Below are 24027 nucleotides of genomic sequence, written 5' to 3'. Positions count from 1 at the left end.
TTCTTAGACGAATGCGAACAGTGCACGCAGACCGATAACCGTCAGAACAACGAAAAAGATCATAGTTACATAAGAGACGATACGCTGGGAACGCGGTGACTGTGCAAGTCCCCAAGTAACGAGGAATGACCAGATACCGTTCGCCAGGTGGAACGTTGCTGCGATGATTCCAAGTGCATAGAACACGATCATGAACGGGTTGCTCAGGATGTCAGCCATCATGTCGAAGTTGACTTCCGTACCGAACAGTTTCTGGATACGTGTCTCGTAGATGTGCCATGCGATGAAGATGACAAGGAATACACCTGAAATCCGCTGGAGCATGAACATCCAGTTACGGAACGTGCCGTAGCGCTGCACGTTGTTTTTCGAAGTGAACGCAAGATAGACTCCGTAAAACGCGTGGAACATGAGCGGTATGTAGATGACGAACCATTCGAGGAAATAGATGAACGGCAGGTTTTCAATGAAATGTGCCGCTGTGTTGAATGATTCAACACCTCTTGTTGCGAAATGGTTGATGATCAAGTGCTGCGTCACGAACAGGCCGATCGGAATGATCCCGAGCAGTGAATGCAGGCGTCGCCAATAGAACTCTGATTCTCTCACCAAGTGATTTACCCTCCCTTAATATATGAGCCGGATTGTGTGTACATCGCCGTACGTTTGCGAACGAATGATTGACGGTCCGTCTCTTCGTGTTACAATATAATAACATGTACATTGTACTCTTCCATTTTGGGTAGGTCAAGGTGACTCGCTTATTCGGCACGCCTTTCTTACATCAGGAAAACTTACTGGATTGGAACAGACAACGACGAAAGGGATGCTTGCGCTTTGGCAAACGAGACCACTGGACAGCCGACACGCTTCGGTTATGAGCTGCTGAGAGATCATGTGATCCCGGATATCCTCGGGAAGCATGAAGATGATATTCTGTATTGGGCCGGCAAAGAGATCGCCCGCAAGTTCCCTGTTTTTTCGGTGGATGAAGTCCCCCAATTTTTCAAGGAAGCCGGCTGGGGGACGCTCGTGCGCGTGTCATCCGGCAAAGAGGAAATCGATTATGAATTGACGGATCGGCTGGAGTCGCCGGCGACCGAGGATGCGTTCAGCCTGGAATCCGGATTCCTCGCCGAGCAGCATCAGATCGCGAACGGCTGCCTGACCGAGTGTTATGGATCGCGTGACGCCGACACGGGCCGCATCGTTTTGCAGGTCCGGTGGGATGAGACGTATAACTTAGGTGAATGACTGGTGAACCGGAGAGGCTTGCGGCCTCTCCGGTTTTTTTGTGTTCGGGTGTTGCAGTGCTGCAGGATACGGACCGCTCCATTCAAGCGGCGAACCGCTCGTTTCAGTCGGCGAACCGCTCCATTCTTGCAGCTGACCGATCATATAGTACCGCTAAGCGATCAATTGCTGGTGCTGACCGATCATTTTCTCACCATAATCGCTCAATTCCTCATGCCCCTCCCCCGTCACAGCACAAAAAACGGACCCGCCACAGGTCCGTTGTCAGTCTTCCACTTCTTCTTTCGCTTTCGCCTGCTCCGTGAAATATTCTGTCACCGATTCGGCGACGGACTTCGGGAGGCCGGCTTCGATGAGCTGGTCGGTGGTGGCGGCCTTGATTTTCTTGACGGAGCCGAAGTGCTTGAGCAGCTTCTGCTTCCGTTTCGGCCCGACGCCGGGCAGTCCATCGAGCGAGGACACGAGCGAGCCGGCCTGGCGCCGCTGCCGGTGGAACGTGATGGCGAACCGGTGCACTTCGTCCTGGATACGCTGCAGCAGGTAGAACGCTTCGCTCGAGCGCTTCAGCGGGATCAGTTCCGGTGGCGACCCGTACAGCAGGTTCGCGGTCTGGTGCTTCTCGTCTTTCGCGAGACCGGCGATCGGGATCGACAGGCCGAGCTCGTCTTCGATCACTTCGCGGGCGATGTTCATCTGCCCTTTCCCGCCATCGATGACGATCAGGTCAGGCAGCGGGAGATCGTCCTTCAGCACGCGGCTGTACCGGCGCCGGATCACTTCCCGCATCGCCCCGTAGTCATCATGCGCTGCGGCCGTCTTCGTCTTGTATTTCCGGTAGTCCTTCCGGTTCGGCTTGCCGTCAACGAACGATACCATTGCCGATACCGGCTCGACGCCGTGCGTGTGCGAGTTGTCGAACGCTTCGATGCGCAGCGGGATGGAGATGTTCATCGCATCGCCGAGTTCCTCGCAGGCGCCGACTGTCCGTTCCTCCTGCCGGTCGAGCAGCTGGAATTTCTGCCGCAGGGAAATCGCTGCGTTCTTGTTGGCGAGCTGCACGAGATCCTTCTTCTTGCCCCGCTGCGGAATGTACGCGTGCACATCGAGCAGCTGCTCGACAAGATCTTTGTCGGTATCCTGCGGCAGCAGCACTTCGCTCGGTTTGATGTGCGCGGCTTTGCTGTAGAACTGGCCGATGAACGTCAGCAGTTCCTCTTCCGGATCCTGGTACATCGGGAACAGCGAGACGTCGCGCTCAATCAGCTTGCCCTGACGCACGAAGAACACCTGCACGCACATCCAGCCCTTTTCGACGGCGTAGCCGAAGATGTCACGGTCCTTGAAATCGTGCATCGTCATCGTCTGCTTCTCCATGACCGTTTCGATGTTCGTGATCTGGTCGCGGTACTCCGTCGCCCGCTCGAATTCGAGGTTCTCGGCAGCGGCATTCATCTTCACGGTGAGCTCTTTCTTCATTTCTTTATAGCCGCCGTTCAGGAACCGGGCGATGTCGTCGGTCATCTCCTTGTACGTCTCCTTCGATACGTCGTAGACGCACGGCGCCAGGCACTGGCCCATATGGTAATACAGGCAGACCCGGTCCGGCAGCGTATGGCATTTCCGGTACGGATACAGCCGGTCGAGCAGTTTCTTCGTCTCGGTCGCTGCCGTGACGTTCGGATACGGACCGAAATAGCGGCCTTTGTCCTTTTTGACGATCCGCGTGACGATCAGTTTCGGATGGCGTTCCGCGGTCAGCTTCAGATACGGATACGTCTTATCGTCCTTCAGCATGATGTTGTATTTCGGATCGTACTGCTTGATGAGGTTCAGCTCCAGGATGAGCGCCTCGATGTTGGACGACGTGATGATGAACTCGAAGTCCTCGATTTCGGAGACGAGCCGCTGGGTTTTCGCGTCATGGGATCCGGTGAAATAGCTGCGGACCCGGTTTTTCAGCACTTTCGCCTTACCGACGTAGATGATGGTGCCCTGCCTGTCTTTCATGAGATAGCACCCGGGATCATCGGGAAGGATGGCGAGCTTCTGCTGGATCAATTCATTCATGGTTATCTGTCACCTGCCAAAAAAACCGGGTTCCGCTGAGAACAGGGACCCGGTCTTGAGATAGTAAGCTTATGCGTGCTGGTCAACCAATTTTGCAAGTTCCTCTTTCGGACGGAAGCCGACTACTTTGTCGACAGTTTCGCCGTCTTTCATGACGAGGAGTGTCGGGATCGACATGATGCCGAATTTGCTTGCAGTTCCCTGGTTGTCATCCACGTTCACTTTCACGATCTGCGCTTTGCCTTCGATTTCGCCGTCCAATTCTTCAAGAACCGGAGCGATCATCTTACAAGGCCCGCACCATGGTGCCCAGAAGTCAACGAGTACGACACCTTCACTTGTCTTTTCAGTAAAGTCTGCATCAGTAGCGTTCAGAATAGCCATTGGATAATTCCTCCTTTGTAGGTAACAACTCTGGAACAAGTATATCATGCACATTCACCCGAGGCGAAAAATCTGCTTATAGCGCTTACAGCACCTGCGGGATGGATCGCTTGCAGGATCCGCTCCGGTAAAACAGGGCCTTCCATTCAAGTACAAATGGAAGGCCCTGCCGAAATGTGATTATGCAGTCTGACCCGCTTTGAGTTTCTTCACTTCGTCGATCAGGATCGGCATGACGTCGAACAGGTCGCCGACGATTCCGTAGTCCGCCACTTTGAAGATGTTGGCTTCCGGATCTTTGTTGATGGCGACGATGATCTTGGAGTTCGACATACCCGCCATGTGCTGGATCGCGCCGGAGATGCCGACCGCGATGTACAGGTCAGGCGTGACGACTTTCCCTGTCTGGCCGATCTGGAGCGAGTAATCACAGTAGTCCGCATCACACGCACCGCGGGATGCGCCGACTGCGCCGCCGAGCAGATCCGCGAGTTCTTCGAGCGGTTTAAAACCGTCTTCGCTCTTGACGCCGCGTCCGCCTGCTACGATGACTTTCGCTTCGGAGAGGTCGACCCCTTCGGATGCTTTCCGTACGACGTCCGCGATGACGGAGCGGAGGTTCGTGATGTCCGCAGATACGGATGACACGTCACCAGAGCGGCTGTCGTCCTTCTCAAGCGGTTCGATGTTGTTCGGACGGATCGTCACGAACAGCAGTCCTTCTTTGTTCTTGACCTTCTCGAATGCTTTTCCGGAGTAGATCGGGCGGATGAATTCCGCATCGTCGCCTTCCCCTTCGATCGTTGTAACATCCGAAATGAGTCCCGAGCCGAGTTTGGCTGCGATCTTCGGGGAGAGGTCCTTCCCGAGTGCTGTATGCCCCATGACGATGGCTTCCGGCTTTTCCTGTTCATAGACAGCCATGAACGCCTGGCCGAAGCCGTCGGATGTATACTGCTTCAAGTCCGCATTCTCAACAGTGACGACACGGTCCGCCCCGTGCTGGATCATGTCCTGCGCAAGGTTCTCCACTGATTCCCCGATGAGTACGCCTGTGATCGTGCCGCCTCCTGAAATCTGCTTCGCCGCCGCTATGGCTTCAAAGGATACGTTCCGCAATTCGCCTTCGCGAGTTTCGCCCAGTACTAACACATTTTTTGACATGTTTTGTCCCTCCTAGAACGGTTTAAATGGTCCGAAATCAGATGACTTTCGCTTCTTTGCTGAGCAGTGTGACCAGTTCGCTCACCTGGTCCGCCACTTCGCCTTCGAGGATCCGCCCTGCCTCTTTTGCAGGCGGCATGAAGATGTCGACAGTTTCCGTTTTCGCTTCGACATCGTCTTCGTCGAGATCCAGATCATCGAGTTCCAGTTCTTCAAGCGGTTTCTTTTTCGCTTTCATGATACCCGGCAGTGATGGATAGCGCGGTTCGTTCAATCCCTGCTGTGCCGTCACGAGGAGCGGCAGGGCAGTCTTGATCGTCTCCGAGTCCCCTTCCACGTCGCGGACGAGTGTCGCGTCAGTGCCGTCCAGCTTGAGGTCGGTGATCGTCGTCACGCAGTTGATGCCGAGGAGTTCCGCAACACGCGGGCCGACCTGGCCGGAGCCGCCGTCGATTGCGACGTTTCCTGCAATGATGAGATCCGCGTCTTTGTCTTTCAAGTATTCGGCGATGATCTTGGCTGCCGAGAACTCATCCATTTCATCGAGATCGTCTTCCGTGTTGATGAGAACCGCTTTGTCAGCCCCCATCGCAAGCGCTGTGCGGAGCTGCTTTTCCGCGTCCTCACCGCCGAGTGACAGGACGGTCACTTCCCCGCCGTGTTCGTCGCGGACCTGGATCGCTTCCTCGACCGCATACTCGTCATACGGGTTGATGATGAATTCTGCACCGTCGTCCTGGATTTCACCATTTTTTACAACGATTTTTTCCTCTGTGTCAAATGTGCGTTTTACCAAAGCATAGATATTCATATTGCTGACCTCCTCAACTTTTTATCGTCCATTGAATTTCGGTTTGCGTTTTTCGATGAATGCCTGGATGCCCTCTTTTGCGTCTTCCGACACGAAGACCTGACCGAAGGAGTCGGCTTCCGCCTGTACGCCTTTGCGGTACGAATCGTCTTTCGTATACTGCAGCATGCGCAGTGCCGCCTGCATGGCGACCGGGCTCTTCTCTGCAATTTTGTGTGCGATTGCAAGAGTTTCCGTCATCAGGTCCTCTTCCGGGAAGGCGCGGTTCGCGAGCCCCCACAGCACGGCTTCGGTTCCTGTGATCGGTTCACTCGTCAGCAGCATCTCCGCTGCTTTCGCCTTGCCGACATATCCCGGCAGGCGCTGGGTTCCCGCAAATCCGGGAATCAGGCCGAGCTGCAGTTCCGGCAGGCCGAGTTTCGCAGTTTCCGTCACAAAACGCATATGGCAGGCCATCGCCAGTTCCAGTCCGCCGCCGAGTGCGGCACCGTGGATAGCTGCAATGACCGGCTTGTGATACGTCTCGAGACGTTCGAAGACCGCCTGGCCGTCGCTCGAAAGTTTCGAGAATTCAGCGCCTGAAGAAACTGTCGTGAATTCCTTGATGTCCGCGCCGGCGGAGAAGAACTTCCCTTCGCCGCGCAGGACGATCACACGGACGTCATCGATGTCTTTCAGCTGTTCGAGCAGTTCCCCGACCTCAAGAATGAGGGCGCGTGCCAGGGCGTTCGCCGGCGGCCTGTTGATGGAGGCGACGGCAACCCCCCGGTCGATCGTTACGGATAAAAACTCCATGTCATCCCATCCTTTTTCAGTACAGTGTGCTGGTTGTTAACTAGAAATGGAAGCGCCTTCAATGATAGCATACATGTTTCACTGATTTAAAGATTTATACTTATTCCGCATCCGGCTGCCGGGTGTGCTGCTCAGCCTTTCATGCCGGAGAGCAGCAGCTTATGGACTTTTGGTGCAAGTTCCGTGAGACCGTATTTCTGGTCGTTCATGACCCAGGACGTGCACGTCTCGTCGATCGTGCCGAAGACCATTTGCCGGGCGAGCCGGGTGTCGAGATCCTGCGCGAATTCGCCGTTTGCGATCCCCTCTTTCAGGATGGCGTCCATGAGCGTCATGTACTCTTTCAGCACTTCATTGATACGGAAGCGCAGTTCCTTGCCTGACTGCCGCAGTTCAAGCTGCGTGACAATGGCCAGGTTGCGGTCCTCGTGGAGGACGTTGAAATGGTTCTGGATCAGTTTATACAGCTTCTCTGAAGCCGGGCAGTCCATTTCCAGAATTTCTTTGACGTAGTCTGCGAAGACGGCCATCTTTTCCTGGAACACGGAGATGAGGATGTCTTCTTTGTTCTTGAAGTAGAGATAGATGGTACCGTCTGCGACGCCCGCCTCTTTTGCGATTTTGGACACTTGCGCCTGATGGTAGCCGTTCTGTGCGATCACTGCGACGGCAGCGTCTACGATTTTCTTATATTTCGGTTTTTCCCGCTTCAGTTTGCTCACCACCATCATTGATTGAATAAAAAAGAAAATATGAATGATGGTTCATTCATATTTTCATAGTAATCGCTATTCAGTTTTCCGTCAAGCTTTTTTGCCTCAGGAGGTCAGTTTCTGTTCGAGCTTCTTCTTCTCCTCGTCGACCAGCGCCCTGCGCAGGATCTTGCCGACTGCGGTCTTCGGCAGTTCGTCACGGAAGTCATAGATGCGCGGCACTTTGAATGAGGCCATGTTGGCGCGGCAGAAGGCGTCCAGTTCTTCTTCCGTCGCGTGTTTCCCTTCCTTCAGGACGATGTACGCTTTCACTGTCTCGCCGCGATACGGATCCGGCACACCGGCGACAACGCATTCCTGGATGGCGTCATGCTCATACAGCACTTCCTCGATCTCGCGCGGTGAGATGTTGAAACCGCTCGCGATGATCATATCTTTCTTGCGGTCGACGACATAGAAGAAGCCGTCCTCATCCATGTACCCGAGATCACCGGTCAAAAACCAGCCGTCCCGGAAACTTTCCGCCGTCTCTTCCGGCCGGTTCCAATAGCCTTTCATCACCTGCGGCCCTTTGACCGCGATTTCGCCGACTTCCCCGGGTTTCATCCGCTCCGCGGAGTCGGGCGGGAGGATGGCGACATCGGTGTCCGGCCATGGCACGCCGATCGATCCGCGTTTCCGCTGGCCTTCCCAGACGAAGTTCGCGATCGCGACTGGGGACGTTTCCGTCAGTCCGTAGCCTTCCACGAGCTTACCGCCGGTGACGGTCTCGAATTTTTCCTGGACGTCGACCGGAAGTGCCGCCGAACCGCTCAGGCACGCTTTGATGGAGGACAGATCGTATTTGGCGATATCCGGGTGGTTCAGCAGACCGATGTAGATGGTCGGTGCGCCGGGGAACAGCGTCGGCTTCTGCTTATCGATCTCCTTCAGTGCCGTTTTGAAATCGAATTTCGGGATCAGCACCATTTTGTTCGCGGACATGACCGATGCAATCAGGACGGTGGTCATGCCGTATACATGGAAGAACGGCAGGATGCCCATGTACACTTCTTCCCCGTCAGCCGCCTTGTACAGCCAGGCCCGGCACATCTCAGCGTTCGCAATCAGGTTGCGGTGCGTCAGCATGACCCCTTTCGGCGGGCCGGTCGTGCCGCCCGTATACTGCAGCAGCGCAAGTGTCTCGCTGTAATCGGAATCGAGCGGGATTTTGTCCGCCGGCATCGATTTCATGATTTCCGTGAACAGATGGCTGACGCCGCGGTGCTCGACTTTGACGGCGATGCCGTTGTCCTTTTTCTGGATGAACGGATAGATCAGATTCTTCGGGAACGGCAGGTAATCTTTGATGCCCGTGACGATGATGTTCTCAAGGTCCGTCTCCTTGAAGACGGCCATCACGCGCGGGTACAGCATGTCGAGTGTGATGATCGCTTTCGCTCCTGAATCGTTCAGGATGTACTCGATTTCGCGCTCCTTGTAGAGCGGATTCGTCTGGACGACGACTGCCCCGGCATAAAGGATCCCGTAATAGGCGATCGCATTCTGCGGACAGTTCGGCAGCATGATCGCCACCCGGTCTCCTTCTTCGACGCCGAGTTTCCGCAGGTAGCCTGCGAACTTCAGTGCGGATTGATAGAATTCGCCGAACGAGACGTCCTTGCCGAGGAAGTGGATTGCGGTCTTCGACGGATAAGCCGCCGCGGACCTCGTCAAATAGTCCTGCAGCGGGATCAGATCGTACTCGAGCGACTCCGGAATTTCCGGCGGATATTGAGCCAGCCATGGTTTCGAACTCATGTGAACAGCCTCCTTTTCGACAGTATATTCATAGAATATTCTTTCTTTCCTAAGTATAACGAAAGTTGTATGCGTTTACAATTGCAGATTTCCAAAAGAAAAGGCAGACGTCCGACGCGAATGCGTCAGGAAGTCTGCCGGACCATCCATATGATGCCGATCACGATGAAGACTATGCATAGGACAAGCAGGATCTTCGAGAGTTTTTCCATTTAGTATCGTCTCCACTGTACTGATGTTTTACGAAATGCTTGCACCGATGACGAATGACAGGCCGACCGAGATGATCATCGATATGAACCCGACGGACCGGTTATCCTTTTCGATTTCGTCGTCTACATGGAACATCGGCGTCAGGAATTCGAACAGGACATAGGCGAAGACGAGAAGGGCGAAACCGTACAATCCCCAGCCGATCATCTGCGGCAGCGTATTGTGCTGCTCGATGGAATAGCGGAAGATGTTCGCCACGCCGAATATCTTGCCTCCTGTCGCGAAGGCGACCGCGAGATTCCCGTTCTTGATTTCCTGCCAGTTGCGGTATTTGGTCACGAGTTCAAAGATGACCATCGCTACGACGAGACAGAGGACGACGGTGCTGAAATAGCCGGCTGTCTCGACGAGCGGGTTGCTCCAGAATCCGGTAGTTGCCATGTGTGCAGACCCCTTTTTTACGATGATATCCTATCGGTTACGGATGGGTCTGCAAAAAGTTTCACTTTCAGAGGAATTATTTCAGTTCGACGACCGTTACGCCATGGCCGCCTTCCCCGGCGTCTCCGAACCGGTAGCTTTTGACGCGGGAATGCTTCTTCAGCATCTGCTGAATCCCCTGCCGGAGCGCGCCGGTCCCTTTGCCGTGGATGATGGAGACCTGATGATAGTTCGACAACAGTGCGTCGTCCAGGTATTTCTCTGTCCTGCGGATTGCGTCTTCGTAGCGCTCGCCCCGCAGGTCGAGTTCGAGTTTGACATGTTCGGTACGTCCCCGGACGGCCGCAGATGCTTTCGTCTGCTTCTCTTTCTCCGGCTTGACGTACTCGAGTCCCGATTCGTCGAGCTTCATCTTCAGGATGCCGATCTGGACGATCCATTCCTTATCGGAGACCTTTTCCATGAGCGTGCCTTTCTGGCCGTAGCTGAGCACTTTCACTTCGTCGCCTGCCTGAAGCGGACGCGGCGCCGCTTTCGCCTTCGGCGCCTGCTTCTTCGTCTGGGCCGGAGCAGCGCCTTCCAGCCGTTTCCTCGCTTCGATAAGTTCATGCTCTTTGACGTTTGCACCTGCCGTCATACGGAGCGCACGCAGGTCTTTGATGACTTCATCCGATTCGCGGCGTGCGTCATCGACGATCCGCTTCGCTTTCTCCTTCGCCTTTTCGGTCAGACGGTCTTTCATCTCTTCCTGTTCGGCGAGTTTTTCGGCGAGTTCCTTTTTCAGCAGTTCCGTCTCTTTGAGCAGCCGGTGCGTCTCTTCGGCGTCTTTCTCGGACTGTACGCGGCTCGCTTCGAGTGACGCGATCATCGAGTCGACTTCGCCGCGATCAGTGCCGGTGAACGTCTTCGCCCGTTTGATGAGGTGCTCGCCGAGACCGAGCCGTTTCGAGATCTCGAACGCGTTACTGCGCCCCGGCACGCCGATCAGCAGCCGGTAGGTCGGGCTGAGCGTGTCGATATCGAACTCGACACTTGCATTGGCGACCCCTTTCCGGTTGTAGCCGTATGCTTTCAGTTCCGGGTAGTGCGTCGTCGCCATGACCCTCGCGCCGGTCCCGTGGACTTCATCCAGAATGGAGATGGCGAGGGCCGCCCCTTCCTGCGGGTCGGTGCCGGAGCCGAGTTCATCGAAGATGATGAGGGAGTCCGAATCGAATTTCTTCAGGATATCGACGATGTTGACCATATGCGACGAAAACGTACTGAGGCTCTGCTCGATCGACTGTTCGTCGCCGATATCGGCGAAAACCGAACCGAAAACGGCGATCTCCGAGCCGTCGAGCACCGGGATCGGCAGGCCGGCCTGTGCCATGAGGACACAGAGGCCGACCGTCTTCAATGTGACAGTCTTCCCGCCCGTGTTCGGTCCGGTGATGACGATCGTCGTGATATCATTGCCAAATTCGATCGTATTCGCGACCGCTTCGTCCATCGGCAGCAGCGGGTGACGGGCTTTCGTCAGTTTCAGATAGCCATCGTTGTTGACGTCCGGCTTCGTGCAGCGGTTCGCCTGCCCGTATTTCGCCTTGGCGAGGATGACATCGACCCGGATGAGCTGGTCGACGAGGATGAACAGGTCATGGGCATGCTCCTGGACGCTTGCGGACAGTTCCCGCAGGATCTTCTCGATCTCTTCCTTCTCTTTCGACTTCAGGGCACGGATTTCGTTGTTCGCCTGGACGACGGCGTCCGGCTCGATGTAGAGCGTCTGGCCCGATGCGGAGGAATCATGGATGACTCCGCCATAATGGCCGCGGTACTCCGACTTCACCGGGATGACGAACCGGTCGTTCCGGATCGTGATGATGCTGTCCGACAGCATCGTCGCTGCGTTCCTGCCGCGTGTGATGCTCTCGAGTTTCTCCCGCACACGGCCTTCCTGGATGCGGAGGCTCTGACGCACGGAACGGAGGGCGCTGGATGCGCTGTCGAGCACCCGGCCGTTCTCGTCGATCGCGCTGTTGATTTCATGTTCGAGCCCTGTGATGATCGGCATCGCTTCCTTGATGGCCAGGAAATGCTTCAGGTCAAGCTCTTCTTCCTGCTGGAGGCTTTCGATGAACTGCCGGAATATCCGGCTTGCGCGGATGGTCGAGGATGTCTCCATCAGCTCCTGCGCACTCAGCGTACCGCCGATCTGGGCGCGCCGGGCATGCGGCCGGACGTCAGTGATGCCGCCCATCGGCACGTTGCCGCGGACGCGCAGGATGGCGAGTCCTTCATCGGTCTCTTCCAGCAGTGTGCCGACCGTTCCGAAATCGGTGCTCGGCACCAGTTTCTCGAGTGCTGCCCGGCCTGCCGGGAATGTCGTATATCCGGCGGCCTGTGTCAGCACCTTATCAAATTCGAGTGTTCGGTAAACCCGTGAATCCATGGACGGATCCCTTCCTTTCACTTATCGACGATCTCCCGTTTAAACCGGTCGAGCGGCCACGTGTTGACGACGGTGTCTTTTTTCAGCCACGCTTTCTGGGCGTAGGCGACGCCGATCGCCATGATATCCAGCTGGCCGGTTGCATGGGCGTCGGTGTTTATGGCAATCGGAACGCCCTTCGACTGGGCGAGTTCCAAGTAGTCTTTGTTCAGATCGAGCCGGTGCGGGCTCGCATTCAGTTCCAATATCTTTCCATACTCGGCCGCCCATTCGATGAGCTGCGGCACGTCCGGCTCATAGCCGGGACGTTTGCCGATCAGGCGCCCTGTCGGATGGGCGACCATATCGACGTGCGGATTTTTCATGGCCGCATGGAGGCGCTCCATGATCTTCTCCTGCGGCTGGCTGAAACTCGAGTGGATCGAGGCGATGACGAAGTCGAGCTGCGACAGCACGTCATCGTCGAAATCGAGCGTCCCGTCCGGCAGGATATCCATTTCCGTCCCGCTGAAGATTTCGATGTCCGGGTATTCTTCGTTGATTTCCCTGATTTCTTTCAGCTGATCGAGCAGCCGTTCCGGTGTCAGGCCGTTCGCCACTTTCAAATAGTGCGAGTGGTCGGTGATCACCATATGCGTGTAGCCTTTCGCACGGCAGGCGTCCGCCATCTCGCGGATCGAATAGCCGCCGTCCGAGGCGGTCGTATGCATATGGAAGTCGCCGCGGATGTCACGGAGCGTGACCAGTCCGCCGAGCTCGTCCGCCCGCTCGATTTCGCGGCCGTCCTGGCGCATGTTGGGCGGGATGAACGGCAGGCCGAAATGGGCGAAAAAGTCTTCTTCGGATCCGAACGTCAGCACGGAACCGTCCTCCTGCTCGACGCCGTACTCACTGATCTTCTCCCCCCGTGACTTCGCAAGCTGCCGCATGGCGACATTATGCTCTTTCGATCCGGTGAAATGATGGAGCGCGCTCGCATACTGGGCGTCGGTTACGAAACGGAAATCCACATCGATCACTTCTTCGAGATCGAGTGTCACGGAGAGTTTGGCGTCACCCGCTGCAATCGTCTCGCGGACCGGCAGCTGTTCAAGAAGCTGTTCCCGGACGGCACCGGGCGTGTCCGTCACGAGGATGAAATCCATGTCGCTGCTCTGTTCGGCCGTCCGGCGGTAGCTGCCGGCGACGGAATATTTGCTGATCTCCCCGATGCCATCGAGCACCGGCTCGACGGACGCGACGAGCCCTTCCATCTGCCAGAGCGGGAAGGACGTCTTCCGTTCCGACAGCTGTTCGATTTCGTGCAGGAACTTCTCTTCGGTCTTCTTGCCGAACCCAGGCAGTTCGCTCACTTTGTTCGTTTCGCATGCTTCCTTCAGCGATTCGATGGAGTCGATGCCGAGCGCCTTATGCAGCTTTGCGATCCGTTTGCCGCCGAGGCCCGGGATATCGAGCAGCGGAATCATCCCCGCCGGCACGGTTTCCTGCAGTTCATCCAGCAAATCGGACTTCCCTTTCGCAAGAAGGTCCTCGATGACGGCACCGGTCCCTTTTCCGATGCCTTTGAGCGTCAGGATGTCGTCCATTTCAGCGAGACTGCGCGGGTCCGTCTCAAGCACTCCGGCCGCCTTGCGGAATGCCGACACTTTGAACGGGTTCTCCCCGAGCAGTTCCATATAGAGTGCGATACGTTCAAGAGTTTGTATGATCACTTTCTTATTCACAATGCATCCCCCTTTGACTGTCTGTACCCGGACGGAACAAAAGCTTCCCGCCGCACGGGAGGGAAGCTGATCCACATTATTTCGTATAGACGTACCACCAGTTTTGCACCGCATTGGACAGCAACGGTGTGTGTTCGAACATGGTCTTCGCCAGCAGCGACGATCTCACCAGCTTCTGGATGAAGTCGACCGGCAGCAGCGCCAGTACACCCACGAGCAGCAGGATGATGACGTAGAATTCGACAAAGCCGAGTGCCGCCCCGAAAAAACGGGAGATGAAGCCGAGCACCGGCAAGTATTTGAGGAAATCGAACATCGAGACGATCAGCTGCAGCACGAACTTCACTGCGAAGAAGATCAGGATGAACGCGAGCAGACGATAGAACGTCTGGTCGAGATCCAGTTCCCCGAACGCCCACGTGAGCTTCGACTCGGCCGTCACTCCCGGATACGGGATCCAGAGGACAAACTTCTCGGCAAGCTGTTTGTAATAGGCGAATGCGACGATGAATGAAATGATGAATCCGGTCATATGAAGCACCTGCACGAGCAGGCCTCTGCGGAACCCGGTGATGAGACCCCCGAGAAGCAGGAATAGTATGAGTATATCTAACATGAGCAGCCGTCAACCCTTCAACTTTTTCAATTCTTGTTCCAGCAGTTCTTTCTCAGTTTGCAGTTTCAAATAGTCATGTACACTGTTGACAGCTGTCAGTACAGCGACTTTGGTCGTATCGAGATACGGATTCCGCGCGCGCAGCTCCCGCATACGGTCATCGACCAGCGATGCCACCTGGCGAACGTGGGCAGCCGTGTCCGAGCCGACGATCGTATAGGTCTGTCCGTAGATGTCGACCGTAATGCGTGTCTTTTCTCCTTCTTCCACTGTCATAACCTCCTGCCCAAAACTATGAAGTCCATCATACCATGAAAGCGGAATATTTGTGAACAAAGGGGGTGCCCGCCCGTTATTTTTATGCTTGCGTTCGGCGGGCGGATACGGAAGAATGGAAGTCTGGTGTTTGTTACGGAACTGAAGTCAAGTTGGACAAAGTTGATCTGCGTTCCGGGCGGACGCGGGCCTGCAGGATGCAGGTCATGCAACCGTTGCGGCACGATGCCGCGAACTTAGGTTGCTTCCTTCGCTGATCCCGGGCCAACAGGACGCTGGTCATGCAGCCGTTGCCGCAGGACGCGGCGTCTTAGGCTGCCCAGGAGTCGCCACCCTGCACTACAATCAACTGGCATCGTCAGTTAAGTAAGTATAATTTCAACATCGTTGAAAGGAGAATATAAATATGTCGAATAATGTAGTGTTGCTGGATGCAGCTCGGATGAAGGAGCTGCAAGCGTATTATCAATCCGTTAAGGTGACGCGGAAAGCGCCGGGGGTGGTGTTTGCGGCGAAGACGGCGGATGCGTCGATCACGGCCTATAAGTCGGGCAAGGTGCTGTTCCAGGGCGGCGGGGCTGCTGCGGAGGCGGCGAAGTGGGAAGATTCCGCTGCGCCGGTTCCCGGACATGCGAAGAAACCGGCCCGGCATGCGGATGCGCTGCCGGAGAATCTCAGCTCGCTGTCGGTCATCGGCTCGGATGAAACGGGTACAGGTGATTTCTTCGGCCCGGTGACCGTCTGCGCCTGCTACGTGCGCGCCGATCAGATCGCGCTTGTCGAAGAGCTCGGCGTCAAGGACTCTAAGCAGCTGACCGATCCGTACATGCGTACGATTGCGCCGGATCTGAAGAAGGCGCTCACGTACAGCGTGCTGACGCTGAAAAATGAGAAATATAATACCGTCCAGCAGAAAGGCTGGTCGCAAGGGAAGATCAAAGCTCTCCTCCACAACCAGGCGATCCGCCACGTGCTGCGCAAACTGGACGGCGAGCACCCGGACTGCATCCTCATCGACCAGTTCGCGGAGCGCGGTGTGTACTACAACCATTTGAAAGCCGAGCCGGAGATCGTGCGGGAGAAGGTGTTGTTCGCAACGAAAGCGGAAGGCCTGCACGTCGCGGTGGCGGCAGCGTCGATCATCGCCCGGGTCGCGTTCCTGGAAGAAATGGACCGCTTGAGCGGGCTCTCCGGCCGCACGCTGCCGAAAGGCGCCGGGAAGAAGGTGGATGAAACGGCTGCGGCTATTTTGCTGGCGAAAGGTGAGCCGTTTTTGAAGTCGATGACGAAATGGCACTTTGCCAATGCGAAGAAAGCGGCGGTGCTGGCGGCGAAGAAGCGCGGGTGATGGTCGCCCGCGCGGGGTTTTTCTGGGATTATGTCGGGGGCTTGAGCGCTTGTAAGGTATGCTTGAGCGCGTGAGTGACCCACTTGAGCGACTTGCTGCTTGCTTGAGCGTTTAGGACGCTGCTTGAGCGTTTCCTATGTTGCTTGAGCGTTTCGACGGAAACTTGATCGTTTCTGCCCGTCTCTTGAGCGTTCCGGCCCCTTCTTGAGCGCTCCCCTAGCAATGGACACTTCCTGCCCTGCTGCTCACCAACAGAAAAGGCGAAGCGCAGCGGAGCCCACCATTCAATCTCGGTTTTAATTTGACGAGTCTCTATTGATCGCGCAATGGAGAGGGTTTGGCTCGGCTGTTTTGCCGCGGGAATGGAGCGGTCGGGCAGCGGAATGGAGCCTGGGGAATGGATCGCTTCGCCAGTCAAAATGAACGGTTAACCGGGTGAATGGATCGCTTAGCCGGCAGAATGGAGCGCTCGCGCGGAAGCATACCATCTCAAAAAGCGGAACGGGAGCCCTTCCCCGTTCCGCTTTTCCTATTCATCCATTCAGCCGCGCAATACAGCGCCAGATTTCGTATTCAGAGCTTCCAGTACTTTCTCGTGCCTTGCAACGACTTCTTCGTCAGTCAGCGTGCGCTCCGGATCGAAGTACGTGAGCGAGAATGCGAGCGACTTTTTGCCGGCTTCGACGTTGTCGCCTTCGTACAGGTCGAAAACCGTCACGTCCTTCAACAAAGCGCCGCCGGCTTCTTTGATGACCGCTATCAGGCTGCCGGCCGATTCGTCGGTCGGCACGACGAGTGCGATGTCGCGGGAGATCGATGGGTAGCGCGGTACTTGTGTGTACACGAGCGGTTCGGTCTGTTCTGCGAGCAGCGCGGACAGGTTGAGCTCCATCACGTACGTCTCTTTCAGGTCGCGTTTCTTCTGCTCGGACGGGTGCAGCTGGCCGAGCATGCCGACACGGACTCCGTCGAGCATGATGTCCGCTGTCCGGCCGGGATGCATACCCGCATGCGACGCTTTTTCATACGTCACGCGGTCCGCCAGGCCGAGTACGTCCATGAGACCTTCGATGATGCCCTTCATGACGAAGAAATCGACTTTCTTCGTTTCCTGCTGCCATGGCTGGTCGACCCATTTGCCGGTGATGACGGCTGCCGCATGGTTCACTTCTTTCGGCAGGCCGTCCTCTTCCGTGCCGAGGAAGACGGAGCCGGTTTCGTACAGCGAAACGGTATCGATGCGGCGTGCGACGTTGTAGGTCGCCGCTTCCAGCAGATGTGGCAGCAGGCTCTGGCGCAGCACGCTGCGGTCCTCACTCATCGGCATGAGGAGTTCCGTCACGGGTGCCGTTTCCAATGCGAACGACTGGGATTCTTCCCGGGACGTCAGCGAGTACGTGATCGCCTGGTACAGTCCAGCATTCTCCAAGTAACGGCGGACGAGCCGGCGCTTCTGCTGGCTGCTGTTGAGTCCGCCCGGTACGCTTTCGCCGACCGGCAGCGTTGCCGGGATTTCGTCGTAGCCATACAGGCGTGCGATCTCCTCGATCAGGTCTTCTTTGATGCGCAGGTCCTGACGGCGTGTCGGTGCATCGACGACGAGCTGGCCGTTGACCGCTTCGACCGGGATCTGCAGCCGCTCGAGGATCGACATCATCTCGTCCATCGGGATCTTCATGCCGAGTCGCTGATTGACGTAGTCCGGCGACAGGATGATGCGCACCGGTGTCTTGTCGAGCTCATCGAACACGACCGAGCCTGCGAGCACGGTGCCGCCGGCGAGGTCCGCCATGAGCTGGGCTGCACGTTCTGCGGCTTCCGCCACCCGGTTCGGATCGACGCCTTTTTCGAATCGGACGCTCGCATCACTGCGCAGGCCGACTTCCTTCGATGTCTGGCGGACGGAGGCCGGTGCGAAGTACGCCGATTCGATGACCACGGTCGTCGTGCCGTCATGCACCTCGGAGTTCGCTCCCCCCATGACACCTGCGAGCGCGACCGGCTCTTTCCCGTTCGTGATAACGAGCTGGTTCGCGTTCAATGTGCGTTCCGCATCGTCGAGTGTCGTCATCATCTCGCCTTCTTGCGCATGGCGGACGACGATCTCCTTCGTGTCGAGCCGGTCGTAGTCGAACGCATGCAGCGGCTGGCCGTATTCCAGCAGCACGAAGTTCGTGATATCAACGACGTTGTTATGCGGACGGACGCCTGCCGCCATGAGATAGTTCTGCAGCCAGAGCGGTGATTCCGCGACTTTGACATCTTTAACGACTTTCGCAACGTACATCGGGTTGTCTTTTTTCGCGTCCACACGCAGGGACAGCGCGTCCGACGCCAGCTCGGACGATTCCTCGATCGAAATCTCCGGCAGTTTGACGTCCTGGGATAAAATCGCAGCGACCTCGTACGCTGCACCGAGCATGCTCAGGGCGTCCGAGCGGTTCGGCGTCAGGTCGAATTCCAGGATGACGTCGTCGAGACCGAGCACTTCAAGCGCATTCGTCCCCGGCACTGCGTCTTCCGGCAGCACGTAGATGCCTTCCGCATACTGCTTCGGCACGACTTTCCCTTCTAACCCTAGCTCCTGCAGCGAGCAGATCATGCCATTCGACACTTCGCCGCGCAGTTTCGCTTTCTTGATCTTCACGCCGCCCGGCAGCCGTGCGCCCGGGAGCGCTGCGACGATGTTCTGCCCTGCCGCGACGTTCGGTGCGCCGCAGATGATCTGCAGCGTCTCTTCACCGACGTTCACCTGGCAGATGTTCAGTTTGTCGGCTTCCGGATGCTTTTCACATGATTCCACGTGGCCGACGACAATGTTTTTCAGGCCTTCTGCACGGTCGATGATCGAGTCGACTTCAATGCCGGCCCGTGTGATCTTTTCGGCAAGTTCCTGCTTGGAAACGCCGCTGATATCTGTATAATCGTTCAGCCAATTCGTTGATACGTACATGGTGTCTCCTCCTTACGCTTCTGTGCGGTGAAATTGTGATATGAATCGCATGTCGTTCGTGAAGAAATGGCGGATGTCCTCGACGCCGTATTTCAGCATCGCAATCCGTTCCGGCCCCATGCCGAACGCGAACCCGGTGTAGACGGCCGGGTCATAGCCCGCCATCTCGAGCACGTTCGGGTGCACCATACCGGCACCGAGGATTTCGATCCAGCCCGTCTTCTTACAGACATTGCATCCTTCCCCGCCGCACTTGAAGCAGGAGATGTCCATTTCGACGGACGGCTCCGTGAACGGGAAGAAACTCGGGCGCAGGCGGATTTCCCGCTCCTCGCCGAACATCTTCTTCGCGAACAGGGCGAGCGTCCCCTTCAGGTCGCTCATGCGGATATCTTCACCGACGACGAGGCCCTCGATCTGCGTGAACTGGTGGGAGTGCGTCGCGTCGTCGTTATCGCGGCGGTACACTTTGCCCGGACAGATGATCTTGATGGCTTCGCCTTCTTTCGCAGCCATTGTCCGTGCCTGTACCGGCGAGGTGTGCGTGCGCAGCAGCACGTCCTCCGAAATGTAGAACGAGTCCTGCATGTCGCGCGCCGGGTGGCCTTTCGGCAGGTTCAGCGCTTCGAAGTTGAAGTAGTCCTTCTCGACTTCCGGCCCTTCTGCGATTTCGTAACCCATGCTGATGAAGAAGTCCTCGATTTCCTCGACGACCCGGGTGAGCGGGTGGTGGTTGCCGAGTTTCACTGGACGGCCCGGCAGCGTGATATCGATCGTCTCCTTCGCGAGCTTTTCATTGACCGCTTGTTCTTCCAGCTGCGCCATCTTGGTCTCGAGTTCCGTCGTCACAGTCTCCCGCACGACGTTCACGAGGGCCCCCATCTTCGGACGTTCCTCCGCAGGGAGTTTCCCCATGCCTTTCAAGAGGTCCGTGATCGGCCCCTTCTTCCCTAAATACGCAACGCGCACATCATTCAGCTCTTTAACCGAAGACGCCGCTTCGATCTTCTGCAATGCTTCCTGTTTCAACTGTTCCAACTGCTGTTCCATAGCAATACCCCTTTCCTTCTTCTCATTAGTGGTCGTTTCATTGGTGTCCGACTCTCCGTTGATTGGAGTGCAGGGAGGCGACTCCGGGGCAGCCTAAGACGCCGCGTCCTGCGGCAACGGCTGCAGGACCAACATCCTGTTGGCCCTGGATCAGCGGAAGCCGTTACAGCGAACGGCTTCTGCGAGCAAAAGCGAAGCGTTGTGAGCAAAGGATGCCTTAATTTCTGCCAAGTTCGCAGAAATACGGCAAAGCGAACCCTTCGCTGTTCGCTTGGCTTGATGCTCGCCCACCGGAAAGCGTCCTCCCGGAACGCAAATCAACACCGTTCACTCTCTGGTTTCATCCAAAATAAAAACCCCGCCCCTGGAAAAGGGACGAGGACGAAGTCGCGGTACCACCCTGATTATCATGCAGACTGGTGCATGATCACTCAACTTCGGAATAACGGTCCGGTGCCGTCGCGCCTTTTCCAGCTAGGCTGGTCCCGGCGGCCGCTCGCGGGGTGAACAGTAACAGTGTCGGCCGTCCGTACTTCCAGTCAAGGTGCGGACTCCCTGGCGCCGATGATGCTGTTGCCTCTTCCCGGTCAAGGCGTTTCGTGTCGTGAAGCTTGTATACCCCTCCAGTATAGCGGATTCCGTCCCGGACTTCAACAGCCGGCCGGCTCACCTGCGGGCATATGTGTACAGCAGGATGCCCGTGGCGACCGCGACGTTCAGCGACTCCGCGTCACCGTACAGCGGAATCTTGACGATCGTGTCCGCTTCGCCGAGATACTCAGGCGCGACACCGGCGCCTTCATTGCCGACGAGCAGCGCGAAGGCATCGGACACGTCGGCGTCATAATGGTCCTTCGCCTGGTCAAGACCCGTTCCGATCACACGGAGGCCGTTCTCTTTCGCCCGGCCGATCCATTCCGCCAGGTCGCCGCGGACGACGGGGATATGGAAATGCGATCCCTGCGCCGAGCGGACGGTCTTCGGATTATACGGATCGGCGCTCCCTTTTCCAAGGATGACGGCATCCATGCCGGCAGCATCCGCTGTCCGGATCATCGTGCCGACGTTGCCCGGGTCCTGGACAGCGTCGATCAGCAGGACACGTTTCCAGGCATCATACTGACCGTCGGATGCAAGCGGCTGCCTGCAGTGCGCAAAGAGCCCCTGCGGATGCTCGGTCTCCGAAATTTCCGCCGCCACGGGTTTCGTGATATCGACCCGTTTTGCATCCGGGATGTCCATGCCTGCGGGGAGTTCGACGTCTTCCCGTACCATGACATGCAGCACGATGTCCTTCTGTTTCAGTGCCTCTTCCACGAGGTGGAACCCTTCCAGCACGAATTCTTCCGAGCGGTCCCGTTCTTTCCGGGTCGACACAAGTTTCTTCCAATGTTTCACAAGCGCGTTCTGCGGTGATTCGATTCGTTTCCCCATATCCAAAACTTCCTTTTTGTTTTTAGTGTATCAAAGACCGGCACGCTTGGCGATACTGAGTGCAAGGATACGGGAAAGGAGGCAGGTTGCATGGACTTTCAGATCAGGGATGCCATCTCCGCCAATATGACGAATAACAAAGCTCAGGATATCAGAGGCGTCGTCGACGATGCCATCCAGCGCGGCGAAGAACATCTGCTGCCGGGACTCGGTGTGTTCTTCGAAAAATTGTGGCAGCGCGCAGATGACCAGGAAAAGATGAAGATCACCGGTGAGCTTGAGCAGGCATTCGCCGCCGGACAATGAAAAAAGACTGTCGCGCCGACTGGGGCGCTGACAGTCTTTTTCTGTTGTTATAACAAGGCGGCGAGCAGTGATTTCTGGGCGTGCATACGGTTGCCCGCCTGCTGGAACACGACCGAGTGGCTGCCGTCGATCACATCTGCGGACACTTCCAGCCCTCTGTGCGCCGGCAGGCAGTGCATGAAGGTGTAATCCGGTTTCGCATGCTTCGCCAGCTGTTCATCGATCTGATACCCTTCGAACGCTTTTAGGCGCGCTTCCTTCTCACTGTCCTCCCCCATGCTGACCCAAACATCGGTATAGAGGAAATCGGCATCCGCTGCTGCTTCTGCTGGATCGGTTGTCTGCGTGAACACAGCGCCGGCTTCTTTCGCCTCCTGTTCGACTTCCTGTGCGACGTCCGTATCCATTTCGTAGCCGGCAGGTGTCGCGATCGCCGTATCGATGCCCATCTTTGCACAGGCAAGCAGAAGGGAGTGCGCGACGTTATTGCCGTCCCCGATATACGCTGCCTTCAGACCGGCCAGTTTGCCTTTCACTTCGAGCATCGTCAGCAGATCCGCAAGCGCTTGGCATGGGTGGAACTTATCTGTGAGCCCATTGATGACCGGGATATCCGCATTCTCCGCAAATTCCTTCACCATGTCATGTGAATTTGCACGGATCATGACGGCATCCAAGTATTCCGAAAACACTTTCGCAGTGTCTGCAATCGTTTCGCCGCGGCCGATTTGCAGGTCGTTCGGATTCATCATGAGTGAGTGTCCGCCAAGCTGGTTCATGCCGACATCGAACGAAATTCGTGTGCGTGTGGAATTCTTCTCGAACACCATGCCGAGCGTCTTGCCTGCAAGCGGCTGACTTCCCTTGCCTGCTTCGAAATCTTTCTTCATCTTGACGGCTTTGTCCAGCAAGTAATAGAGATCATCCGCAGTGAAATCGGTGACGGTCAAAAAGTCCATGCCTTTCAGTTTCTTCTCTGTGTATTTCATCTCCAATGGGCTTGTCATGATCGCATCATCCTCCATGTGTAAGATTCGTTGTTCCCAGTATAAGTATGAATAAATATAAAGTCAACTGTATTTTTATACATTCCTGTATATGAAAAAGACAGATCGCTCTCACAATCTGTCTCTTCCCTTTATTATTCAGCTGTAATCTTCATGACCGTATCTTTGTCGAGCTTTTTGATGACGGCCGTCAGCAATTTCACTGCATTCTCGTAGTCATCCCGGTGGAGCATCGCTGCATGGCTGTGGATGTAGCGGGTTGCGATCGTGATGGCGATCGACGGAACCCCATTGCCGCTCAAGTGGATGGAGCCTGCATCCGTGCCGCCGCCTGCTATGGCGTCGAACTGGTACGGGATTCCGTTCTCTTCGGCTGTATCGACGACGAAATCGCGCAGCCCTTTGTGTCCGACCATGGACGCATCATAGAGGATGATCTGCGGGCCGTCCCCCATTTTGGAAGCCGCCTCTTTGACGGATACCCCTGGTGTGTCGCCGGCAATGCCAACATCGACCGCAAAGCCGATATCGGGCTTGATTTTCGTGGCGGCCGTGCCTGCTCCGCGCAGGCCGACTTCCTCCTGTACCGCTCCGACGCTGAACAGCGTGTTCGGATGCCCTTCCTCTTTCAGCGCCTTCATGACGTCGATCGCGATGGCACAGCCGATCCGGTTATCCCATGCTTTTGCGAGCAGGTACTTCTCATTGTTCATGACCGTGAATTCGAAATACGGTACGACCATGTCCCCGGGAGCCACGCCCCACTCTGCCGCTTCCTCGCGCGAAGATGCACCGATATCGATGAACATATCCTTGATGTCGACCGGCTTCTTGCGCGCTTCCGGCGACAGGATATGCGGCGGCTTCGAACCGATCACGCCTGTGACCGTATCCCCTTTGCGCGTCACGATCGTTACACGCTGTGCGAGCATGACCTGCGACCACCAGCCGCCGACCGTCTGGAAGCTGAGGAACCCTTTTTCGTCGATCCGGGTGATCATGAAGCCGACTTCATCCAAGTGGCCTGCAACCATGATTTTCGGGCCGTCCGTCTCGCCTGTCTGCTTCGCGATCAGGGAACCGAGTCCGTCCTGGTCGATTTCATCGGCATACGGTTCGATGTAGCGCTTCATGACGTCGCGCGGTTCACGTTCGTTGCCGCCGATCCCTTTTGCATCCGTTAAGTCTTTCAGCATTGTCAGTGTTTCATCCAGTTTCGCCAACTCTTTCGTCCCCC

Annotated in this window: 21 protein-coding genes; 3 read left to right on the top strand and 18 right to left on the bottom strand. The window is 56.4% G+C overall.

Translation table 11 applies throughout. The annotated features are described in order from the left end of the window. Positions 1–3 precede the first annotated feature (3 nt). The gene (locus QWT68_RS03385) at positions 4–612 is read right to left on the bottom strand and encodes a succinate dehydrogenase cytochrome b558 subunit (RefSeq protein ID WP_040286253.1); all 609 of its coding nucleotides are present in this window, start codon (positions 610–612) and stop codon (positions 4–6) included. Positions 613–837: 225 nt separating this feature from the next. Here QWT68_RS03385 and QWT68_RS03380 point away from each other — a divergent pair, with 225 nt between their 5' ends. Next, a complete protein-coding gene (locus QWT68_RS03380) occupies positions 838–1254 on the top strand; it encodes a YslB family protein (protein ID WP_290149535.1) in 417 nt (138 codons plus the stop codon). 264 nt (positions 1255–1518) lie between these two features. On the opposite strand, the gene uvrC is transcribed toward QWT68_RS03380, so the two are convergent. The 12 genes from uvrC to zapA form a co-directional block, all read right to left on the bottom strand. Next, positions 1519–3321 carry an excinuclease ABC subunit UvrC gene (gene uvrC / locus QWT68_RS03375; protein ID WP_290149534.1) on the bottom strand — a complete coding sequence of 601 codons (1803 nt, stop codon included), beginning with the start codon at positions 3319–3321 and terminating at the stop codon, positions 1519–1521. Positions 3322–3390: 69 nt separating this feature from the next. Next, on the bottom strand, positions 3391–3705 hold the full coding sequence (gene trxA, locus QWT68_RS03370) for a thioredoxin (RefSeq protein ID WP_040286250.1): 315 nt from the start codon (positions 3703–3705) through the stop codon (positions 3391–3393). Positions 3706–3885: 180 nt separating this feature from the next. Further along, entirely contained in the window at positions 3886–4869 is a 984-nt protein-coding gene (locus QWT68_RS03365) for an electron transfer flavoprotein subunit alpha/FixB family protein (protein WP_040286249.1), read from the bottom strand. A 37-nt stretch (positions 4870–4906) separates the two neighbouring features. Next, a complete protein-coding gene (locus QWT68_RS03360) occupies positions 4907–5680 on the bottom strand; it encodes an electron transfer flavoprotein subunit beta/FixA family protein (RefSeq protein ID WP_040286248.1) in 774 nt (257 codons plus the stop codon). Between the two features lie 21 nt (positions 5681–5701). Continuing rightward, positions 5702–6475, bottom strand: coding sequence for an enoyl-CoA hydratase (locus QWT68_RS03355; RefSeq protein WP_290149531.1), 774 nt, complete (start codon positions 6473–6475; stop codon positions 5702–5704). Between the two features lie 131 nt (positions 6476–6606). Next, the gene (gene fadR / locus QWT68_RS03350) at positions 6607–7188 is read right to left on the bottom strand and encodes a fatty acid metabolism transcriptional regulator FadR (protein WP_040287181.1); all 582 of its coding nucleotides are present in this window, start codon (positions 7186–7188) and stop codon (positions 6607–6609) included. 105 nt (positions 7189–7293) lie between these two features. Further along, entirely contained in the window at positions 7294–8988 is a 1695-nt protein-coding gene (locus QWT68_RS03345; RefSeq protein ID WP_040286246.1) for a long-chain-fatty-acid--CoA ligase, read from the bottom strand. A gap of 240 nt (positions 8989–9228) precedes the next feature. Beyond that, positions 9229–9642 (bottom strand): DUF350 domain-containing protein, encoded by a 414-nt coding sequence (locus tag QWT68_RS03340; protein WP_040286245.1) that lies wholly within the window; start codon positions 9640–9642, stop codon positions 9229–9231. A gap of 76 nt (positions 9643–9718) precedes the next feature. After that, positions 9719–12076 (bottom strand): endonuclease MutS2, encoded by a 2358-nt coding sequence (locus tag QWT68_RS03335; RefSeq protein ID WP_040286244.1) that lies wholly within the window; start codon positions 12074–12076, stop codon positions 9719–9721. Positions 12077–12093: 17 nt separating this feature from the next. Beyond that, positions 12094–13800: a DNA polymerase/3'-5' exonuclease PolX gene (gene polX / locus QWT68_RS03330; RefSeq protein ID WP_290149528.1), complete on the bottom strand. Its 1707-nt coding sequence runs from the start codon at positions 13798–13800 to the stop codon at positions 12094–12096. 76 nt (positions 13801–13876) lie between these two features. After that, positions 13877–14416 carry a CvpA family protein gene (locus tag QWT68_RS03325; protein ID WP_290149527.1) on the bottom strand — a complete coding sequence of 180 codons (540 nt, stop codon included), beginning with the start codon at positions 14414–14416 and terminating at the stop codon, positions 13877–13879. 9 nt (positions 14417–14425) lie between these two features. Continuing rightward, positions 14426–14686, bottom strand: coding sequence for a cell division protein ZapA (gene zapA, locus QWT68_RS03320; protein ID WP_040286241.1), 261 nt, complete (start codon positions 14684–14686; stop codon positions 14426–14428). A 412-nt stretch (positions 14687–15098) separates the two neighbouring features. On the opposite strand from zapA, the gene rnhC reads away from it, so the two are divergent. Then, the gene (gene rnhC / locus QWT68_RS03315) at positions 15099–16040 is read left to right on the top strand and encodes a ribonuclease HIII (RefSeq protein WP_290149525.1); all 942 of its coding nucleotides are present in this window, start codon (positions 15099–15101) and stop codon (positions 16038–16040) included. Positions 16041–16581: 541 nt separating this feature from the next. Here rnhC and pheT read toward each other — a convergent pair. From pheT to QWT68_RS03300, 3 genes are all read right to left on the bottom strand, one after another. Continuing rightward, entirely contained in the window at positions 16582–18993 is a 2412-nt protein-coding gene (gene pheT, locus QWT68_RS03310; RefSeq protein ID WP_290149523.1) for a phenylalanine--tRNA ligase subunit beta, read from the bottom strand. A gap of 12 nt (positions 18994–19005) precedes the next feature. Next, the gene (gene pheS / locus QWT68_RS03305) at positions 19006–20043 is read right to left on the bottom strand and encodes a phenylalanine--tRNA ligase subunit alpha (protein WP_290149521.1); all 1038 of its coding nucleotides are present in this window, start codon (positions 20041–20043) and stop codon (positions 19006–19008) included. Between the two features lie 666 nt (positions 20044–20709). Then, positions 20710–21477, bottom strand: coding sequence for a TrmH family RNA methyltransferase (locus QWT68_RS03300; protein ID WP_290149518.1), 768 nt, complete (start codon positions 21475–21477; stop codon positions 20710–20712). Positions 21478–21567: 90 nt separating this feature from the next. Between QWT68_RS03300 and sspI the strand changes: the two genes are divergently transcribed. After that, positions 21568–21783, top strand: coding sequence for a small acid-soluble spore protein SspI (gene sspI / locus QWT68_RS03295; RefSeq protein ID WP_290149517.1), 216 nt, complete (start codon positions 21568–21570; stop codon positions 21781–21783). Between the two features lie 47 nt (positions 21784–21830). On the opposite strand, the gene argF is transcribed toward sspI, so the two are convergent. Beyond that, positions 21831–22790: an ornithine carbamoyltransferase gene (argF, locus tag QWT68_RS03290; RefSeq protein ID WP_244898687.1), complete on the bottom strand. Its 960-nt coding sequence runs from the start codon at positions 22788–22790 to the stop codon at positions 21831–21833. Positions 22791–22924: 134 nt separating this feature from the next. Continuing rightward, a complete protein-coding gene (locus tag QWT68_RS03285; RefSeq protein ID WP_040286235.1) occupies positions 22925–24013 on the bottom strand; it encodes a M42 family metallopeptidase in 1089 nt (362 codons plus the stop codon). Positions 24014–24027 lie beyond the last annotated feature (14 nt).

The sequence above is a fragment of the Sporosarcina trichiuri genome, assembly GCF_030406775.1.
Taxonomy (GTDB): domain Bacteria; phylum Bacillota; class Bacilli; order Bacillales_A; family Planococcaceae; genus Sporosarcina; species Sporosarcina trichiuri.
The sequence above is the reverse complement of the archived record's forward strand: the minus strand, read 5'-3'. Positions and strand labels throughout refer to the sequence as shown.

Excerpts from the sequence above, each read along its gene's own strand:
- uvrC (WP_290149534.1), bottom strand. The coding sequence starts at position 3,321 with ATGAATGAATTGATCCAGCAGAAGCTCGCCATCCTTCCCGATGATCCC.
- trxA (WP_040286250.1), bottom strand. The coding sequence starts at position 3,705 with ATGGCTATTCTGAACGCTACTGATGCAGACTTTACTGAAAAGACAAGT.
- QWT68_RS03365 (WP_040286249.1), bottom strand. The coding sequence starts at position 4,869 with ATGTCAAAAAATGTGTTAGTACTGGGCGAAACTCGCGAAGGCGAATTG.
- QWT68_RS03360 (WP_040286248.1), bottom strand. The coding sequence starts at position 5,680 with ATGAATATCTATGCTTTGGTAAAACGCACATTTGACACAGAGGAAAAA.
- QWT68_RS03355 (WP_290149531.1), bottom strand. The coding sequence starts at position 6,475 with ATGGAGTTTTTATCCGTAACGATCGACCGGGGGGTTGCCGTCGCCTCC.
- QWT68_RS03345 (WP_040286246.1), bottom strand. The coding sequence starts at position 8,988 with ATGAGTTCGAAACCATGGCTGGCTCAATATCCGCCGGAAATTCCGGAG.
- QWT68_RS03340 (WP_040286245.1), bottom strand. The coding sequence starts at position 9,642 with ATGGCAACTACCGGATTCTGGAGCAACCCGCTCGTCGAGACAGCCGGC.
- QWT68_RS03335 (WP_040286244.1), bottom strand. The coding sequence starts at position 12,076 with ATGGATTCACGGGTTTACCGAACACTCGAATTTGATAAGGTGCTGACA.
- QWT68_RS03325 (WP_290149527.1), bottom strand. The coding sequence starts at position 14,416 with ATGTTAGATATACTCATACTATTCCTGCTTCTCGGGGGTCTCATCACC.
- rnhC (WP_290149525.1), top strand. The coding sequence starts at position 15,099 with ATGTCGAATAATGTAGTGTTGCTGGATGCAGCTCGGATGAAGGAGCTG.
- pheT (WP_290149523.1), bottom strand. The coding sequence starts at position 18,993 with ATGTACGTATCAACGAATTGGCTGAACGATTATACAGATATCAGCGGC.
- pheS (WP_290149521.1), bottom strand. The coding sequence starts at position 20,043 with ATGGAACAGCAGTTGGAACAGTTGAAACAGGAAGCATTGCAGAAGATC.
- QWT68_RS03300 (WP_290149518.1), bottom strand. The coding sequence starts at position 21,477 with ATGGGGAAACGAATCGAATCACCGCAGAACGCGCTTGTGAAACATTGG.
- sspI (WP_290149517.1), top strand. The coding sequence starts at position 21,568 with ATGGACTTTCAGATCAGGGATGCCATCTCCGCCAATATGACGAATAAC.
- argF (WP_244898687.1), bottom strand. The coding sequence starts at position 22,790 with ATGACAAGCCCATTGGAGATGAAATACACAGAGAAGAAACTGAAAGGC.